A 17,919-nucleotide genomic window follows, 5' to 3' on the forward strand; every position below is an offset into this window, starting at 1 on the left:
CTGACATTTTGAATAAAACGGAAAAAAGTATTGTGCGCGATATGAGCCTTGCGCCGAGCGGACATCTGAAAATTGATTGGGTTAAAGAACATATGCCGGTATTGAACCGCATCCGTGAACAGTTCGAAAAAGAACAGCCGTTCAAAGGGCTGAAAGTGGCTATTTCTCTTCATTTGGAAGCGAAAACGGCATATCTCGCGAAGGTAGTAAAAGCAGGGGGCGCGGACGTAACGATCACAGGCAGCAATCCGCTTTCCACCCAGGATGATGTAGCGGCCGCTCTTGTAGAAGATGGTATTACGGTGTTTGCCAAGTACAATCCAGAACCGGCTGAGTATAAAGAACACATGATTAAAACACTTGAGATAAAACCGGATTTAATTATTGATGACGGCGGTGATCTTGTAACGATTCTGCACTCTGAGCGTCCGGATTTATTGGCGCAAGTACGTGGCGGTTGCGAAGAGACGACAACGGGTGTGATTCGTAACCGTGCGCTGGAAAAGTCGGGCGAATTAAAATTCCCGATGATCGCAGTGAACGATGCATACTGCAAATATTTGTTTGATAATCGTTACGGTACAGGGCAGTCCGTATGGGATGGCATCAATCGTACGACAAATCTTGTGGTAGCAGGCAAGACTGTTGTCGTTGTTGGTTACGGCTGGTGCGGACGCGGCGTAGCCCTGCGTGCAAAAGGCCTTGGCGCCAAGGTTATCGTTACAGAAATCGATGGCATCAAAGCTATTGAGGCATATATGGATGGCTTTGAGGTAATGCCGATGGCAGAAGCAGCCAAGCATGGCGATTACTTTGTGACAGTAACAGGAAACCGCGATGTTATCCGCGGCGAGCATATGGAGGTAATGAAAGACGGTGCCATTTTATCCAATGCAGGCCATTTCGATATCGAAATTAACAAACAGGAACTTGAAGCGCTTGCTGCATCCAAACGTGTCGTGCGCAAAGACATCGAGGAATATGCGCTAAAAGATGGACGTAAAATTTATCTGTTGGCAGAAGGGCGTCTCGTCAATCTGGCGGCAGGTGACGGCCATCCAGCAGAGATTATGGATATGACGTTCGCGCTGCAGGCCATTTCGCTCGCATACGTGAATGAGAAGTATGAAGAAATCGGGGCCCGTGTGCTGAATGTACCATATGAATTGGATGAGCGGGTAGCACGTCTAAAGTTAGAAGCTTTAGGATTAGGTATAGATATTTTGACGGAGGAACAAAAGGCATATCTGGAAAGCTGGAAAGAAGAATAGGCTAAAAATCACAATGTCGAATGGGTTCGTTCACTCATTCGACATTTTTTTTATGCAATTAGCGCTAATTCCACAAAACTTCCTAAATTTTTATAGAAGGATTTTGATTTATAAGCTAGAATACGTTATGTGGTGTAAAGTGGGGGAAAGTGGAGGGAAAGGCAAACAGGTAGGTGAAAATGCGTGTTCATGGGAGAGTTCGAGCATACCCTCGATGATAAGGGGCGGCTGACAGTTCCTTCTAGATTTCGGGAGGAACTGGGGGAGCGCTTCGTAATGACGCGCGGTTTGGACTGCTGTTTGTTTGTTTATTCAATGGAAGAATGGAGCGTGCTGACAGGCAAGCTGAAGAATCTCCCTTTTACCAGGGCTGATGCCCGCGCATTTACCCGCTTGTTTTTCTCTGGCGCGACCGAATGTGTACCGGACAAGCAGGGAAGAGTAAGCATACCACTCGCTCTGCGTAAGCATGGGCAAATTGAAAAAGAATGCGTCGTTATCGGCGTATCCAACAGAGTTGAAATTTGGGGCCGGACGGCATGGGAAGAGTATACGTCCGAATCCGGTGATTATTTTAATGAGATTGCAGAAAAAATTGTTGATTTTGATTTGTAGCAGGATGCAAGGAGGATAAATGATGTTCCATCACATCACGGTGCTGCACCAAGAGGCAGTGGACGGCTTGGATATTAAGCTGGGCGGGATTTATGTGGATTGTACGCTTGGGGGAGCTGGCCATAGCTCATTAATCGCATCAAGGATTAGCGGAGGAGGACGTCTCATTGCCATTGATCAGGACGATATCGCTCTCGCTAATGCAGAAGAGCGCCTCGCGCCGTACATGGAACATGTTACGCTTGTAAAAAGCAATTTTCGTCGCTTGAAAGAAGTGCTTGAAGAGTTACGTATTCCGCGGATTGATGGAGTATTGTTCGATTTGGGCGTATCTTCACCACAGTTGGATGAGGCAGAACGCGGCTTTAGCTATAATGCGGATGCACCGCTTGATATGCGGATGGACCGTACACAACCGTTGTCTGCATATGAAGTTGTCAATGAATGGCCAGAGGAAGAAATTGCTTCAATCCTGTTCGAATACGGCGAAGAGAAATTCGCACGCCGTATTGCAAAAGAGATTGTAGGCGAGCGCAAGAAGAATCCAGTTACTACGACGGGCGAATTGGTTGAACTGATTAAGCGCGGCATTCCGGCTGCGGCTAGACGCACCGGTCCACACCCGGCAAAACGGACATTCCAGGCTATTCGTATTGCGGTGAACGACGAACTGAATGCTTTTAAAGAAGCCCTGGAAGCAGGGATTGAACTTCTTGCTCCAGGTGGAAGGACAAGCGTCATTACCTTTCATTCATTAGAAGATAGAATTTGCAAACAGACTTACCAGGAGTACAGCAAGGGGTGTATATGTCCACCAGATTTTCCCCAGTGCGCTTGCGGCAACAAACCGATACTGAAGATCATTACACGCAAACCGATCGTACCAGAAGAGGCCGAGTTAAGCGAGAACCGCAGGGCACGTTCGGCGAAGCTACGAATTGCGGAGAAAGTAGAACAATAGGCAAAGGAGGAGACGAATGTTTTGCGGCCATACAACCAAGGAAATCTAGCTACACAAATTGAGCGGAGACCGAAGCCGAAACAGCGTACGATCCAGAAGAAGCGCGTGACAATTCGCCCCGGGATTAGCTCTGGAGAGAAACTGCTTTACTTTTTTGCTGTCGTTGCGCTCGTTATTGTATCCACATTTCTCATCGCGCGCTACGCAAAAATCTCTTACTATAATTACCAAATCCTTGAGACAAAGCATGAAGTGAAGAAGATTACGGAGCAGAATGGGGAGCTTCATGCCCAAATCGATGAGTTAAGCAAACCGGAGCGGATTCGTAGCATTGCCGAACAAATGGGATTGACCAAGCTTGATGATACAGTCCGGGTATTTAAAGGCGGCACAGCCTCGAATTAGGAGGATGCGAGATGAGAAAAAAGATTAACCTGCGTACGTTATTGATGGGGGGGCTATTTACGCTCTCCTTTTTTGCGCTCATTTTGCGCACGTTTTGGATTCAATATGTAGACAACACCGAGATTATGGCGAAAGCAACAAATACATGGGAACGAAGTGATGCAATTAATCCGAAGCGCGGCGATATTACTGACCGTAATGGGAACCTCCTTGCTTATCAAGGCAAGGCGTATACTGTTATTGCACGTTTAAAGCCATATCCTAATGATGAGAAAAATAAGAACTTTGTCGCTGATCCAGAGATGACAGCGGCCAAGCTTGCACCGATTCTCAACATGTCCCAGGAAAAAATCATGGAACGTCTGACCAAAAATTTGAAGCAGGTGGAGCTTCGTCCAGGAGGATGGAAAATCCCGAAGGAAACAGCGGACAAAATAAAAGAACTTAATCTTCCGGGCATCGGGCTGTACGAAGAATCGCGTCGTTATTATCCGTCTGGAGCATTCGCAGCGCACGTTATCGGCTATACTAATCTAGAAGGCGAAGCGAAGATGGGGATTGAAAGTATGTTCGATGGACAAATGAAGGGAGAGAAAGGGAGCTTTACATTCAAAAAAGATGCACACGGGAATCAGTTGCCAGATGGGGTAGAATCATATAAACCAGCCAAGGACGGGAATAGGGTTGTATTGACGATAGACCACCAGATTCAAAGCTATATCGAAGACGCACTCAATCAGACAACTGCCAAGTATAAGATGGAAGGTGTCAGCGTAGTGGTGGCCGACCCGAATACCGGGCAAATTCTCGGTATGGGCACCCGGCCGACATTCAATCCGAATGCTCCGACGGACATTAAGAAGTTTTACAATCCGGTTATTGCAGAGAATTTCGAGCCTGGTTCGACGTTTAAGATTGCAACGCTTGCCGCTGCCATTGAAGAGAAAAAATTCAACCCTAATGCTGATTATATGTCGGGTACATATACCGGTGTACCCGGCGAGCCGATTCGTGACCATAACCGGGGGATTGGTTGGGGCAGAATTTCGTATCGGGAGGGGGTTAAACGCTCCAGTAATATCGCGTTTGTTCTTCTTGGCTATAAAATGCTTGGCCAGGAGAAGCTATTCAGCTACCTTGAGAAGTTCGGATTTGGACAGAAGACGGGCATTGACCTCCCAGGTGAAGCGAAGGGGTCTTTCAATCCGAAGCGTAAATATTATCCGCGTGACGTAGCCTCTATTACATTTGGTCAGGGTGTATCAGTAACCGCCATCCAGCAGGTAGCGGCAGTGGGGGCTATTGCAAACGGCGGAAAGCTGATGAAGCCGTATATTGTTAAGGAAATAAGAGATGCCAAAACAAATCAGGTGATTCAGGAGAATAAGCCCCAGATGGTACGCCGGGTCGTTTCTGAGGAGACAGCCAAGCAGACGCGGGATTTGCTAGGTGCAGTTGTAAATGAGAAGAATGGGACCGGACAACCATTCGCGTTGCCGGGCTATCAGGTGGCGGGTAAAACCGGGACGGCTCAGGTTGCCGAAAAAGGCCGCTATGTTGCAGGTAAATACATTAACTCATTTATTGGTTTTGCGCCAAAAGATAATCCGAAGCTCCTAATCTTTGTTGTAGTTGACCAGCCTCATATTGACGTGCCATCAGCGGGCGGAAAAATCGTTGCGGCACCGATTTTCAAATCCGTCATGGAACGCAGCCTTCATTATTTGAAGCTGTCGCCTGATAAAACTGATGAAAAGATCGTAGAAGTTGCGAAGGATGAGTCGACGTCTATGCCGGATCTTGCGGGAAAAACGGTCACGGAAGGCAAGCAGGCATTAAGGGAAGCAGGCTTGACAGCTCAGGTGCTAGGATCGGGAAAAACGGTTGTCGGACAGTATCCACAGGCGACCGCCAGGCTTACAAAAGGAACGAATGTATACATACTGACTTCCAAAGAAGGCGTGAAGATGCCGGATCTACAAGGTAAAACGCTGCGCGAAGTGATGGAACTATCGTCGCTTTTAGGTATTCAAGCACCGGGCATCATCGGAGAAGGATACGTCATCAATCAGAGTATCCAGCCTGGTACGATGCTAAAGAAAGGGGACAAGCTTGCGGTTACGTTAGCACCGAAGTCGGAAGTTCCTACTCCCGATTCTGAAAAAGAATCGAAGAAGTCGGAAGACAAAGAGAAAACGAAACGGAAAACGGAGAACTAAGGAAAGCCTGTTCTATCTTTTTTATTCATCGAATAGGGTATTGGTGAGAATATATTGCGCGGATGAAGTGAGCGCACCCATTCGGTGAGGAGGAGAAGGACATTGCGTGTATCCGGTGTTACCGTTCGACGACGCATTTTTATTGCGCTATTGCTGGGATTCCTGTTGTTTTTGCTGTTGATTACACGCCTTGGCTATGTACAGCTTTGGCAAGGCTCGTGGTTAAGGGAGCATGCCGAAGACTTATGGACCCGCAATATTCCATTCGAAGCAAAGCGGGGGCGCATTCTGGATCGCAACGGCGAAGTGCTGGCGTACAATATCAGTGTGCCGTCTGTTATGGGGATTCCTGCCCAGATTAAAGATAAACCTGACACCGCTCGTAAGCTAGCGCCGATTTTAAAAATCGAAGAACAGAAAATTCTAAAGGAAATTAGCCGACGTGAACGTATTGTGCGTGTGCCGGGAGGACGCCGCGTTTCTGAAGAAGTGGCCAAACAGGTGCAGGCACTTAACATTCCGGGTATTCAACTAGCAGAAGATAGTCAGCGCTATTATCCGAATGGCTCGCTAGCGGCGCATGTGCTTGGATTTACGGGGGTAGACAATCAAGGATTAACCGGAGTGGAGCGTATATATAATGAAAAGCTTCAAGGTAAGAAAGGGCATGTTGCATTTGGAGCAAACGCGGCTGGACAAAAGATGCCTGGACTGCCTGAACGATTTATTCCCCCGGTAGATGGTCAGGATTTATATTTGACGATTGATGCGAATATCCAGCGCATCATTGAGCGTGAGCTGGATCAAGCGATGGCTGTATACCAGCCCGATGATGCGATCTCCATTGCCTTTTCCCCGAAAACAGGGGAAGTATTAGGCATGGCAAGTCGTCCTAATTATGACCCTGGACATTATAAGGACTATCCCGTAGAAACGTACAATCGAAATTTGCCGATTTGGAAAACATATGAACCAGGCTCTACATTTAAGATTATTACACTTGCTGCTGCCCTTGAAGATAAAAAGGTCGACCTAGATAAAGATACATTTAATGATCCCGGCTCTATTAAGGTAGCTGGTGCAACGCTGCGCTGCTGGAGGCGGGGTGGCCATGGACAGCAAACGTTCCTTGAAGGCGTGCAGAATTCATGCAACCCGGGTTTTGTATTGCTGGGGCAGCGTCTCGGTAAGGAACGGCTCTTTCATTACATTAAGGAATTTGGTTTTGGAAAGCGGACGGGCATCGATCTGCTGGGTGAAGAAAACGGCGTGCTGTTTAAGCTGAATCGGGTAGGACCGGTCGAGCTGGCCACTACGGCGTTTGGGCAGGGTGTTTCTGTTACTCCCATTCAGCAGGTGCAGGCGGTAGGGGCAGCGATTAATGGCGGAAAGCTGATGAAGCCGCATCTTGCTAAGTCATGGCACGATCCGAAAACCGGCAAGACGGTACAGGAGAATAAGCCGCAGCCAGTCCGCCAGGTTATTTCTCCAGAAACATCTGCTGAAGTGCGTCGAGCGCTTGAGAGCGTTGTTGCCAATGGTACAGGGGGCAATGCCTACATCGATGGCTATCGTGTCGGGGGAAAAACCGGAACGGCCCAGGTAGTAGAGAATGGAGTGTATTCGAAGAGTAAACATATCGTATCGTTCATCGGTTTTGCGCCTGCAGACGATCCGCAAATTATTGTCTATACGGCTATAAATAACCCGAAAGGCATTCAGTTCGGAGGAGTTGTGGCTGCGCCGATCGTGCGCAATATTCTAGAGTCATCCTTACATTATATGAAAGTGCCGCCTCGTACGCAGCAGATGGACAAAAAATATAAATATCCCGACAAAAAAATCGTACAGGTGCCGAATCTTATCGGCATGGAGCGTAAAGATATTACTGCTTCATACTATGCCTTCCCGCTTGACATTGCAGGTAGTGGTACTAAAGTATCCTATCAATCGCCGCAGCCAGGCACGAGAGTGGAAGAAGGCGCGACAATTCGTGTTTATTTGGGTGACAAATAAAACAAAGAGCATTACAATAAATTCGTTATGATTTATAGATGAAGATGAAGCGGGAGAACCGCGGGAAAGAAGGAGAAGGACGATGCAACTAGAAGAGTTACTGGCACCTCTCGCTCTGTGGCGGACGACAGGGGACGTGAAAACAGAAATCACCGGGATCGAAATTGATTCGCGCAAGGTGAAGCCGGGCGATTTGTTTATTTGCTTGCCTGGTTTCACAGTGGACGGACACGATTTTGCTGAGAAAGCCGTTCTTCAGGGGGCGGCAGCCATTTTAGCACAGCGATCAATTGAAGCAGACGTTCCTGTTATTTATGTGCCGGACACAAGGCGGGCAATGGCTGTGCTCGGAGATCGTTTCTTCGGCCAACCGACGCACCTGATGAAGGTTATCGGGGTAACGGGAACGAATGGCAAGACGACGACTACACATTTAATTGAACGCATTTTAGAAGCGGCTGGGCATCCAACGGGCATTATCGGTACGATTGAGATGCGCATTGCGGATGAAGTTCGTGAAGTAAAGAATACGACTCCTGAAGCGCTTGATTTGCACCGTGCCTTTCGCTGGATGAAAGATAAAGGCGCTGAATATGCGGCTATTGAGGTATCCTCACATGCCCTTGATATGGGGCGGGTGCGTGGTGTACGATTTGCTACGGGCGTATTTACCAATTTGACACAGGATCATCTTGATTACCATAAAACGATGGAGAATTATCTGCAGGCGAAAGGGCTCTTGTTCTCCCAGCTTGGCAATGAGTATGATAGGGAGCGTATGAAATACGCCATACTGAATATAGATGATCCCGCAAGCGAGACCTTTGCCCGGATGACGTCGGCGCAAGTTATTACGTATGGTATTCGGGATAAAGCCGATGTACGCGCCAGAGATATTTCGATTACGGCCATGGGTACAAAGCTAAAGCTAGAAACATTTGTGGGCAGCATTGATTTGACATTGCGCATGATCGGTAATTTTAATGTGTATAATGTGCTGGCGGCGACGGCAGCTTGCCTTGTGGAGGGTATCCCTCTTGAGACAATTAAGCGGACATTGGAGCAGGTAGAAGGTGTACGCGGCAGATTTGAGCGTGTAGATGCAGGACAGGATTATACAGTAATTGTCGACTACGCTCATACACCTGACAGCTTGGAGAATGTGCTGAAAACGGTTCGTGAGTTTGCTGAGGGCAAGGTGTACTGCGTTGTAGGCTGTGGGGGTGACCGTGATCGAACGAAGCGTCCGATCATGGCGGCCATTGCTGCGCGTCATGCTGATATAGCAGTTATTACATCTGATAATCCACGTTCGGAAGATCCGCAGGCGATTATTGACGAGATGATAGAAGGCCTTGTTGCCAATGGTATTGATAAAGATCGGTATTTCACTCAAGTGGACCGTAGGGAAGCGATTCGGGAAACGATTCACAGGGCAGGGCCTAAGGATGTGGTACTCATCGCCGGTAAAGGCCATGAGACGTATCAAATTTTAAAAGACAAAACCATCCACTTTGATGATAAGGAAGAGGCATATCAAGCCATACTAGAAAAGAAGAAATAGGATGAGGAGATTATAGAAAGGAGGGCGTACAATGCTTGTACGGGTTTTGTTTTTTTCCATTGCCGCAGCTTTTTTAATTGCTGTGCTTCTCGCTCCGCTCTTCATCCCTATTCTAAGACGGTTGAAGTTTGGCCAGGCGATTCGTGAAGAAGGGCCGAAAGGGCATCAGAAAAAAGCGGGGACACCAACAATGGGCGGTATTATCATTTTGCTTGCCCTTACGTTCACCGTTATTAAATTCACTAACCAATCGGTCGAGATTTTTCTTCTTCTTTTTATTACACTGGGCTATGGACTTATTGGTTTTTTGGACGATTTCATCAAGATTGTAATGAAGCGCAACCTGGGGCTGACCGCAAAACAAAAGCTATTCGGTCAGCTCGTTATTGGAGCGGTATTCTACTATGTGCTTGTCCGCAACGGATATGATACGATCATTTCTATTCCGGGAATTCATTGGAGTATTGATATCGGATGGCTGTATTTACCGCTTGTGCTTATCATGACCATCGGGGCGTCTAATGCGGTTAATCTAACAGACGGTCTGGATGGACTGCTTGCAGGTACAAGTGCGATTGCATTTAGTGCGTATGCGGTTATTGCTTGGGTGTCGAGTCAGATGAACATTGCTATTTTTGCTGCTGCAGTAGTAGGGGCTGTGCTTGGTTTTCTGGTGTTCAATGCACATCCGGCTAAAGTGTTTATGGGAGATACGGGATCGCTTGCATTGGGCGGAGCCATCGCCGGGATCGCTATTCTTACCAAGACGGAAATTCTGCTCATCATTATCGGCGGTGTATTCGTTATGGAAGCTTTATCTGTTATTATTCAAGTACTTTCTTACAAAACACGTAAAAAACGGGTGTTTCGCATGAGTCCATTGCATCATCATTATGAGTTGGGCGGCTGGTCTGAATGGCGGGTTGTGGTAACTTTCTGGTTTGCTGGATTGATTTGCGCGAGCCTGGGTGTATATATTGGGGTGTTAAGCTGATGTCCATTGAAGAAGGAAGAACGTTATATAAAGGAAAACAGGCGGTTGTGCTTGGCCTTGCTAAGAGCGGGGTCGCCGTGGCTCGCACACTGAAAGCGTGTGGGGGTACCGTTACAGTCAACGATAAAAAACCGGAGAATGAGTGCGAAGAAGCAGAGTTGCTCAGGAAGGAAGGAATTTCTGTTATCTGTGGCGGGCATCCAGACGATGTTGTAAATCCGAATGTTGATATTGTCATTAAAAACCCAGGTATTCCATATACGGTAGCGCCAATTCAGAAGGCGGAATCACTCGGGATTCCGGTTGTCACAGAAGTGGAGATTGCTTACGAATTGTCAGATGCACCGATTATCGGCATTACTGGATCGAATGGAAAGACGACAACTACGACATTGATTGGCCGCATGCTGGAAGAGGGCGGCCTTGCGCCGATCGTAGCTGGCAACATCGGGACTCCGCTAAGTGAACAGGCATTACAGGCGGAGGCGAGTCAGGTATTGGTAGCTGAACTTAGCAGCTTTCAACTTAAAGGCACTAGAAAATTTCATCCAGTGATCGCGTGTCTGCTAAATGTATATGATGCACATTTAGATTACCATAAAACAAAAGAAGATTACGTACATAGCAAAAGTAAACTTTTTATGAATCAGGATGAGTCAAATGTGGCTGTACTAAATTATGATAACGAAATTTGCCGTAATCTAGCTGCAGAAATTCGTTCGCAAATTCTCTGGTTTAGCACAATAGAAACAGTAGAGCAAGGAGCCTTTCTACGGGATGGGGCCATCGTATTCAAACGTCCTTTATCAGGCAACCTGAAAGATAAGCTAGACGGGGCACCAGAAGAAGAAGTGGTAGTTCGCCTAGAGGAACTGGCGTTGCCCGGTGCTCACAACGTAGAGAATATGCTGGCGGCAATTTGTGTGGCTCGGGCCGCTGGTGCAAATATGGAAGCGCTCCGCCATGTTCTGCGTACGTTTTCTGGCGTAGAACATCGACTCGAATTCGTAGACGAAATCGATGGCGTTAAATACTATAATGATTCAAAGGCGACCAATCCGGAAGCGGCCAGCCGTGCGCTTGACTCATTTTCTGCTCCGATTGTTTGGATTGGTGGGGGACTTGATCGAGGTATTGATTTCCAAGAATTGGTACCTCTGCTTCGCCGACATGTCAAGGCAGTTATTACATACGGGCAGACCGCAGAAAAATTGTTGGCTCGGGCGGAAGATGCGGGGATTATTCGGACCAAGCGCGTCGATACTGTTATTGATGCGGTTGCCGAAGCCAAGTCCATTGCTCGGGAAGGCGACATTGTGCTGCTCTCGCCGGCGTGTGCCAGCTGGGACATGTACAAATCGTTCGAGGAGCGGGGGGTCTTGTTTAAGCAATCCGTGCATAAGCTTAAAACAAGCCCGTAACCGCTGTTTGAAGGTTTAATCAAAATCAGGTGATTGAACGGACAGGCGGCAGGGTGCGGCAAATTCTGCGCTGTAAGAGGTGTTTTGCGTGACAAAGGCCCGTTCAACTCCTGATTTTATTATTATTGTCGTGACATTTGTGTTGCTGGCGATTGGCGTGGTCATGGTGTACAGCTCAAGTGCTGTGGTCGCCGCCCAGAAAGGCGACCCCTTCTTTTTCACCAAGCGCCAGCTTATTTTTGCTACACTTGGTATTGCGGCGATGTTTGTAACAATGAACGTAGATTATTGGGTATGGAAAAAATGGGCGAAGCCGGGTCTCATTTTTTGCTTCTTTCTACTGATTATCGTTCTGATTATTGGTAAAGAAGTCAATGGAGCAAAAAGCTGGCTTGGTATCGGTGCATTTGGAATTCAGCCGGCAGAGTTTATGAAGCTGGGAATGGCGGCATTTCTGGCAAAATGGCTATCAGACAATCAGAAAGACATCGGTTCGTTCACTAAAGGGCTGGTACCTACGCTTGGCATCGTCTGCCTGGCATTCGGAATGATTATGCTTCAGCCGGATCTTGGAACAGGTACGGTATTGTTCGGTACTTCTGTATTGATGATTTTTGTAGCAGGTGCACGGATGAAGCACTTGCTCGGCCTGGCCCTGCTTGGGGTAATTGGATTCATAGGGCTTGTGTTGGCTGCGCCTTACAGAATTAAACGAATAACGTCCTTTATCGATCCATGGTCGGACCCGCTTGGCGCTGGCTATCAATTGATTCAATCATTATATGCGATTGGACCGGGTGGGCTGATGGGACTCGGAATCGGAATGAGTCGGCAGAAGTTCCTGTACTTACCTGAACCGTATAATGATTTTATCTTTTCGATTTTGGCTGAGGAGCTTGGGTTTATTGGAGGGGCGACCGTGCTTCTGCTGTTTCTGCTGTTATTATGGCGAGGCATGCGTACCGCAGTGACAGCACCTGATTTATTTGGAAGCCTGCTTGCAACTGGCATTATTGGAATGCTGGCGATTCAGGTCATTATTAATGTGGGTGTAGTCACGGGCATGTTTCCGGTAACGGGCATTACGCTTCCGTTTCTTAGCTATGGAGGTTCTTCGCTTACACTTATGCTTACAGGAATTGGTGTTCTATTAAATATTTCCCGCTATTCCAAGATGTAGACGAACAGGGTACAATAGAAAACGGTAGTTTTGGTGCTGAGAATGATGTAGTTTTTATGTCGGGATGCAGGGCGCAAAGCCATAGCTTTTCTTTTTAGTCTAGTATATGTGCTTCCACGGCTCTTGTTTGGGTGCATGTATATGGACGGTGCTGCTTTTGTAGGCAGAAAAGAAACCAGCTCGGCGCGTGCCCTGCATTTCGATATTATTTTGCAACATACGTCGATAACGGAAATACAATAGTTTGATATAAAAGGAGCCAGGTTCATATGAATATTGTTATTAGCGGAGGAGGGACAGGTGGCCACATATATCCTGCTCTTGCACTTATTAAAGAAATTAAGCGGCATGAACCCGATTCTCGCATTTTATATATCGGAACAGAAAAAGGACTGGAAGCTCAAATTATACCAAAGGAGGGCATTGCTTTTGAATCGGTGTACATTACCGGATTCAAGCGAAGTCTTTCGTTTGATAACGTAAAAACTGTAGCCAGATTTCTCAAGGCGACCCGTAGGGCAAAGCGGATTATCCATGATTTTAAACCGGATGTTGTTGTAGGCACTGGCGGTTACGTGTGCGGTCCGGTTGTATACGCTGCAAGTGCGCTTGGCATACCGACGCTTGTTCATGAGCAGAATGTGATTCCCGGATTAACCAATAAATTTTTGTCCCGTTATACAAGTCGGGTAGCCGTAACATTTTCGGGTTCGGCCACCTACTTTCCACAAGGGAAAACAGTAGTAACCGGCAATCCCCGTGCGACAGAGGTGGCTCTGGCAGACAAGGATGCAGGTCTTGCCTCGTTGAATGTGCCTGAGGGCAAGCGATATGTATTAATCGTGGGGGGAAGCCGTGGAGCTAGAGCGATTAATGAGGCGGTAGTCGACATGGCGGCTTCATTTTCTGATTATCCAGATTATCATTTTATTTATGTGACCGGGGAAGTGCATTACGAGAAAACGCTAGAAGCGCTGCAACGAAATGGAAAACTGCCTACAAATATGACCGTGCGTCCGTTTATTTATAATATGCCGGAAGTATTGGCAGGCATTGATTTAATCGTAAACCGTGCCGGAGCCTCGTTTCTTGCCGAGATTACGGCACTTGGTCTGCCTTCCATTCTCATTCCTTCACCTTATGTAACGAACAATCATCAAGAGAAGAATGCAAGGTGGCTGGAGGCGAAAGGTGCAGCACGCGTCATTATTGAATCAGAGCTGAGTGGCTCAGCCATGCTGGCAGAAATTGATGAAGTGCTTAAAGACGGTAAGCGGATAGAAACGATGCGCAGTGCGGCAAAGGCGCTCGGGCAGCCTGATGCGGCCACGCTTGTCTATAATGAATTAAAAGCGATTGCCCGCGCCTGACTGTAACATAGTGGGCGGGGCGAGCATACATTATCCTAGGCGCGTGACCCATAGGGCGTTGCATACCAGGCAGGGATTCATAGAGGAGGTTCTATATATGCAGAAGCTGATTACAGAGCTGAAAGAAGCTAACATCGGAACAGTGCTTATTAATGAACCGCTGGCGAACCACACAACGTGGAAAATCGGCGGGCCGGCAGATATTCTTGTTGAACCGACTAATAAAATGGCGTTAGCTCATAGTATGAAGCTCGTTCACAAGTATAATGTGCCATGGCAAGTGCTGGGCAGAGGTTCGAATATGCTTGTACGGGATAAAGGAATTCGCGGCGTTGTTTTTAAACTGGCTGAAGGATTTGATCACCTTACCTTTAACGGGGAAGAGGTAGAGGTGGGAGCTGGCTATTCGTTTATACGATTAGCAGTGATGGCCGGGAAAGAGGGATTGACCGGGCTTGAATTTGCCGGCGGTATTCCAGGTACAGTGGGCGGCGCAGTTTATATGAATGCAGGTGCGCATAGTTCTGACGTTTCACGCATTCTTAAATCGGCTGAAGTGTTACTCGAAAATGGGGAGTTAGTTTGGCTTTCTCCAGAAGAACTCGGTTTTAGCTACCGCACGTCCGTGCTTCAGAAGGAGCGAAGGGGTGTTGTGGTGAGTGCCGTATTTAGGCTCCAATACGGCGACCGTAAAACAATTGCTGGCCATATGGCGGCATATAAAGACCGACGGCGTCAGACACAGCCGTTATCTATGCCGTGTGCAGGCAGCGTATTCCGCAATCCGCCGGGAGACCACGCAGGGCGCTTGATTGAGAGCGCCGGGCTTAAAGGTCTTACAATCGGAGGTGCGCAGGTTTCGGAGAAGCATGCTAATTTCATCGTAAATCGGGGGAACGCGACGGCTCAGGATGTCCTCGACCTCATGGAACGGGTTATTGAAATCATTGATGAACGTTATCAGGTACGACTTGTTCCGGAAGTATTGGTGGTGGGCGAGGGGTAAACGGAGGTGAAATCTTGGAGTCATTCGTGATTGAGGGAGGAACCCCTCTTTCGGGAGAACTGCGTATTCAGGGCGCGAAGAACGCTGCCCTCCCCATTTTGGCGGCTACCGTGCTTACCGGAGGTTCCTATACCATCTACGATGTACCCCGTCTCTCTGATATTGATGTTATGCTCAAAATTTTAACGAAATTAGGCGCTGTATGTTCGCACGAGGGGACGACGGTTCATGTGGATACAACAGCGCTTGCCTCTTCGACCGTTCCAGAGGATTTGATGGGGCAGATGCGCTCTTCTATCTTTCTTATGGGGCCGCTTCTGGCTCGGTTCGGCGAAGTCATTCTTACCCGTCCGGGCGGCTGCGCGATTGGGGAGCGAAGAATCGATCTTCATCTTAAGGGGCTGGAAGCACTCGGTGCACGTATTATTGCTCAGGACGGATATATCCGCTGCACAGCTGATAAGCTAAAAGGTGGTATGATTTTTCTCGACTATCCAAGTGTGGGAGCGACGGAAAATATTATGATGGCTGCTGTGCTAGCTCAGGGAGAAACTGTTCTGTCTAATGCGGCACGCGAGCCTGAAATTATTGACTTACAGAACTTCCTTAACTGTCTGGGGGCCCGTGTGTGCGGAGCAGGAACGGACCGTATCGTAATTGAGGGAGTCTCTCACCTGCAAGCTACGGATTATCAGGTCATTCCCGATCGTATTGTTACAGGAACGATGATGCTGGCTGCAGCGATTACCCAGGGAAAAATTGTCTTGCGAAACGTTAATCCAATGCATGTGGTAGCAATACTGGATGTTGTTAAACAATGCGGTGTTGAAATCGACTATGGGCATGATATAATTACGGTAAAGGCAAGCGGACCATTCCGTGCTGTCGACCGTATTATTACAGCCCCATACCCTGGGTTTCCGACGGATATGCAGTCACAGACGATGGCGTTTCTTTCTGTGGCAAAAGGTTGTAGCATCATTAAAGAAACGGTATTTGATGGAAGATTTAGGCATGTGAATGAGTTGTGTCGTCTAGGTGCCGATATTTATGTGGATTTACACACCGCTTTTATTCGGGGGGTACCACGTTTATCCGGGACGGTAGTGGAAGCGACCGATTTACGTGCTGGTGCGGCGCTCATCATTGGAGGGCTTGCTGCGGAAGGAGAGACGAAGGTGACGCAAGCGTATCATATCGATCGCGGCTATGACCGGATTGAGGAGCAGCTTGCAAGTCTGGGAGCCCGTATTCGAAGGGTATAACCAGATCACACTTTCCATTACGTATATTTTGTGCATGTGAAGCGGCATATGAGAGTATGCCGCTTTTGCAAGTTTACAGGTTCAATAGCGGAGGAATACGGAATGGCAAATATAGAGAAAATCCCGCATCTACGAAAAGAGAATCGGAAAAAGAAAACCAATCGTCAGTTGCTCATCCTGATGCTGTTGTTTTTTACAGTACTGCTTATAGTTCTTTTTTTTCAGTCATCTATTAGTCGAGTACAGGACATATCTGTTACTGGAGCCAAGCTTGTACCGCCTGAGGAAGTAATCAAATACTCGCAACTTACGTTTGATATGCAGTATTTGTTCGTTAACAAGCAGAATGTGGAGCAGTTGATTATTGCCGCACTTCCGGCAATCGAAAGCGTGGATGTTCGAAAAAAATTCCCTGGTAAGGTCGAACTTGTGGTAACAGAGCGACCTCGGGTGGCGCTATTGATGAACAGTCAGGGAGCGATGTACCCTATCACGGATAAAGGCGGTGTGTTAAAACAATATCCGTCAGGGGATGGAGCAGTGGACAAGCCGATTATTCGACGGTGGGGAACGGAGCAGCTTCTTCCTAGGTTTGCCGGTGAATTGAATAAGCTTGACCCTGGTATCCGTCAGCAAATTTCCGAGATTCGACACGAACCAACCAAGAATAATCCCGAAAATCTTGTATTATTTATGAAGGACGGATTTGAAGTGCATACCACTATACAGAACTTCGCCAGCAATATGGCGTGGTATCCTTCCTTTGTACAGAGCCTGAAGCAGGAAGGAAAAACGGAAGGGATTATCAATCTATCAGAGGTGAAATGGTTTGCACCGTACAAACAGCAGCCGACAAACAGTGAAAAACAGTCTAAGAGTCCGTAAAATCCATGTGTATTTAACACTTGTGCTTCTTGTATTCGGGTTTATCGTTGCATATTCAGTTCAATTGACGATGTCAGGGGCAAGCAATCTTCCTTCTTCAACGAAGGATAACGAATGGGAGAAAAAAGTAAGGTTAAATGAGAAGCTGATTAACGAAAAAGAGACGAATGAGAATCTGGAAAAGCGGCTCGCAAAACTTCGCATGGAAGTTACCGCAAAGGAAAAAGAGCTGTCGGAGAGGCAGACAGTCTCGAAACAGATGTTGAGCCGCCTGGAAGAGTTGCGAATGAGAGCCGGCTTAATTCCGGTAACAGGTCCCGGTGTTGCCGTCACGCTTGATGATAGCAAATCTGCTCATACATTTGATAATGTCGCGGAAGGGATTGTGCATGATCAGAATATTCGCGATGTAGTAAACGAATTGTTCTCAGCAGGAGCAGAGGGAATTTCGGTGAATGGACAGCGTTTAATCGGTGGTTCCAGTATACGGTGCGTAGGTCCGACGGTTATTGTAAATGATACGAAGCTGGCCCCGCCTTTTGTAATTGAGGCAATTGGTGATAAGGATACGCTAGTGAGCGCTCTGCGGATGCCAGGCGGTGTCATTGATATACTAAAGCAACGAACTTTAGAAATCTCCATTAATAGCTCAGATAAAATTGAGTTGCCGGCACACGTCGGAGAAACACAAACAAAAGCAGGGGTTAAACCTCCTGTGAACCAGGGGTAGAAGCGGTGGAAAAACAA

15 protein-coding genes are annotated in these 17,919 nt (G+C 47.5%); all 15 read left to right on the plus strand.

Annotated elements, in window-relative coordinates; all coding sequences use genetic code 11:
- Positions 1–8 precede the first annotated feature (8 nt).
- The 15 genes from HMPREF0083_RS24215 (at position 9) to HMPREF0083_RS24285 (ending at position 17,902) form a co-directional block, all read left to right on the plus strand.
- Positions 9–1,271: an adenosylhomocysteinase gene (locus HMPREF0083_RS24215; protein ID WP_040304837.1), complete on the plus strand. Its 1,263-nt coding sequence runs from the start codon at positions 9–11 to the stop codon at positions 1,269–1,271.
- Positions 1,272–1,454: 183 nt separating this feature from the next.
- Positions 1,455–1,886 (plus strand): division/cell wall cluster transcriptional repressor MraZ, encoded by a 432-nt coding sequence (gene mraZ, locus HMPREF0083_RS24220; RefSeq protein ID WP_040304840.1) that lies wholly within the window; start codon positions 1,455–1,457, stop codon positions 1,884–1,886.
- Positions 1,887–1,905: 19 nt separating this feature from the next.
- A complete protein-coding gene (gene rsmH / locus HMPREF0083_RS24225; protein WP_021624586.1) occupies positions 1,906–2,847 on the plus strand; it encodes a 16S rRNA (cytosine(1402)-N(4))-methyltransferase RsmH in 942 nt (313 codons plus the stop codon).
- A gap of 21 nt (positions 2,848–2,868) precedes the next feature.
- Positions 2,869–3,252 (plus strand): cell division protein FtsL, encoded by a 384-nt coding sequence (gene ftsL / locus HMPREF0083_RS24230; protein WP_021624587.1) that lies wholly within the window; start codon positions 2,869–2,871, stop codon positions 3,250–3,252.
- An 11-nt stretch (positions 3,253–3,263) separates the two neighbouring features.
- Positions 3,264–5,471 carry a penicillin-binding transpeptidase domain-containing protein gene (locus HMPREF0083_RS24235; RefSeq protein ID WP_021624588.1) on the plus strand — a complete coding sequence of 736 codons (2,208 nt, stop codon included), beginning with the start codon at positions 3,264–3,266 and terminating at the stop codon, positions 5,469–5,471.
- 102 nt (positions 5,472–5,573) lie between these two features.
- Entirely contained in the window at positions 5,574–7,487 is a 1,914-nt protein-coding gene (locus HMPREF0083_RS24240; RefSeq protein WP_040304846.1) for a stage V sporulation protein D, read from the plus strand.
- An 82-nt stretch (positions 7,488–7,569) separates the two neighbouring features.
- Positions 7,570–9,051, plus strand: coding sequence for a UDP-N-acetylmuramoyl-L-alanyl-D-glutamate--2,6-diaminopimelate ligase (locus tag HMPREF0083_RS24245; RefSeq protein ID WP_021624590.1), 1,482 nt, complete (start codon positions 7,570–7,572; stop codon positions 9,049–9,051).
- Positions 9,052–9,082: 31 nt separating this feature from the next.
- Positions 9,083–10,045 carry a phospho-N-acetylmuramoyl-pentapeptide-transferase gene (gene mraY, locus HMPREF0083_RS24250; protein ID WP_021624591.1) on the plus strand — a complete coding sequence of 321 codons (963 nt, stop codon included), beginning with the start codon at positions 9,083–9,085 and terminating at the stop codon, positions 10,043–10,045.
- On the plus strand, positions 10,045–11,466 hold the full coding sequence (murD, locus tag HMPREF0083_RS24255) for a UDP-N-acetylmuramoyl-L-alanine--D-glutamate ligase (RefSeq protein WP_021624592.1): 1,422 nt from the start codon (positions 10,045–10,047) through the stop codon (positions 11,464–11,466). Before mraY ends, murD begins: the two co-directional genes overlap by 1 nt.
- 88 nt (positions 11,467–11,554) lie before the next feature.
- Positions 11,555–12,646 (plus strand): stage V sporulation protein E, encoded by a 1,092-nt coding sequence (gene spoVE / locus HMPREF0083_RS24260; protein ID WP_021624593.1) that lies wholly within the window; start codon positions 11,555–11,557, stop codon positions 12,644–12,646.
- A gap of 269 nt (positions 12,647–12,915) precedes the next feature.
- The gene (gene murG, locus HMPREF0083_RS24265) at positions 12,916–14,016 is read left to right on the plus strand and encodes an undecaprenyldiphospho-muramoylpentapeptide beta-N-acetylglucosaminyltransferase (protein WP_021624594.1); all 1,101 of its coding nucleotides are present in this window, start codon (positions 12,916–12,918) and stop codon (positions 14,014–14,016) included.
- Between the two features lie 97 nt (positions 14,017–14,113).
- Positions 14,114–15,022, plus strand: a complete 909-nt coding sequence (murB, locus tag HMPREF0083_RS24270) for a UDP-N-acetylmuramate dehydrogenase (RefSeq protein WP_040304848.1) — start codon at positions 14,114–14,116, stop codon at positions 15,020–15,022.
- Positions 15,023–15,036: 14 nt separating this feature from the next.
- A complete protein-coding gene (gene murA / locus HMPREF0083_RS24275) occupies positions 15,037–16,287 on the plus strand; it encodes a UDP-N-acetylglucosamine 1-carboxyvinyltransferase (protein WP_040304850.1) in 1,251 nt (416 codons plus the stop codon).
- A gap of 102 nt (positions 16,288–16,389) precedes the next feature.
- The gene (locus tag HMPREF0083_RS24280; RefSeq protein WP_040304852.1) at positions 16,390–17,172 is read left to right on the plus strand and encodes a cell division protein FtsQ/DivIB; all 783 of its coding nucleotides are present in this window, start codon (positions 16,390–16,392) and stop codon (positions 17,170–17,172) included.
- Positions 17,117–17,902 (plus strand): DUF881 domain-containing protein, encoded by a 786-nt coding sequence (locus HMPREF0083_RS24285; RefSeq protein WP_148316060.1) that lies wholly within the window; start codon positions 17,117–17,119, stop codon positions 17,900–17,902. Before HMPREF0083_RS24280 ends, HMPREF0083_RS24285 begins: the two co-directional genes overlap by 56 nt.
- Positions 17,903–17,919 lie beyond the last annotated feature (17 nt).

It is taken from the genome of Aneurinibacillus aneurinilyticus ATCC 12856 (assembly GCF_000466385.1).
Classification (GTDB): Bacteria; Bacillota; Bacilli; order Aneurinibacillales; family Aneurinibacillaceae; genus Aneurinibacillus; species Aneurinibacillus aneurinilyticus.

What these genes read in the sequence shown, in the direction of transcription:
- rsmH (WP_021624586.1), top strand. Translation starts at nt 1,906, where the DNA reads ATGATGTTCCATCACATCACGGTGCTGCACCAAGAGGCAGTGGACGGC.
- HMPREF0083_RS24235 (WP_021624588.1), top strand. Translation starts at nt 3,264, where the DNA reads ATGAGAAAAAAGATTAACCTGCGTACGTTATTGATGGGGGGGCTATTT.
- HMPREF0083_RS24245 (WP_021624590.1), top strand. Translation starts at nt 7,570, where the DNA reads ATGCAACTAGAAGAGTTACTGGCACCTCTCGCTCTGTGGCGGACGACA.
- mraY (WP_021624591.1), top strand. Translation starts at nt 9,083, where the DNA reads ATGCTTGTACGGGTTTTGTTTTTTTCCATTGCCGCAGCTTTTTTAATT.
- murD (WP_021624592.1), top strand. Translation starts at nt 10,045, where the DNA reads ATGTCCATTGAAGAAGGAAGAACGTTATATAAAGGAAAACAGGCGGTT.
- murG (WP_021624594.1), top strand. Translation starts at nt 12,916, where the DNA reads ATGAATATTGTTATTAGCGGAGGAGGGACAGGTGGCCACATATATCCT.
- murB (WP_040304848.1), top strand. Translation starts at nt 14,114, where the DNA reads ATGCAGAAGCTGATTACAGAGCTGAAAGAAGCTAACATCGGAACAGTG.
- HMPREF0083_RS24280 (WP_040304852.1), top strand. Translation starts at nt 16,390, where the DNA reads ATGGCAAATATAGAGAAAATCCCGCATCTACGAAAAGAGAATCGGAAA.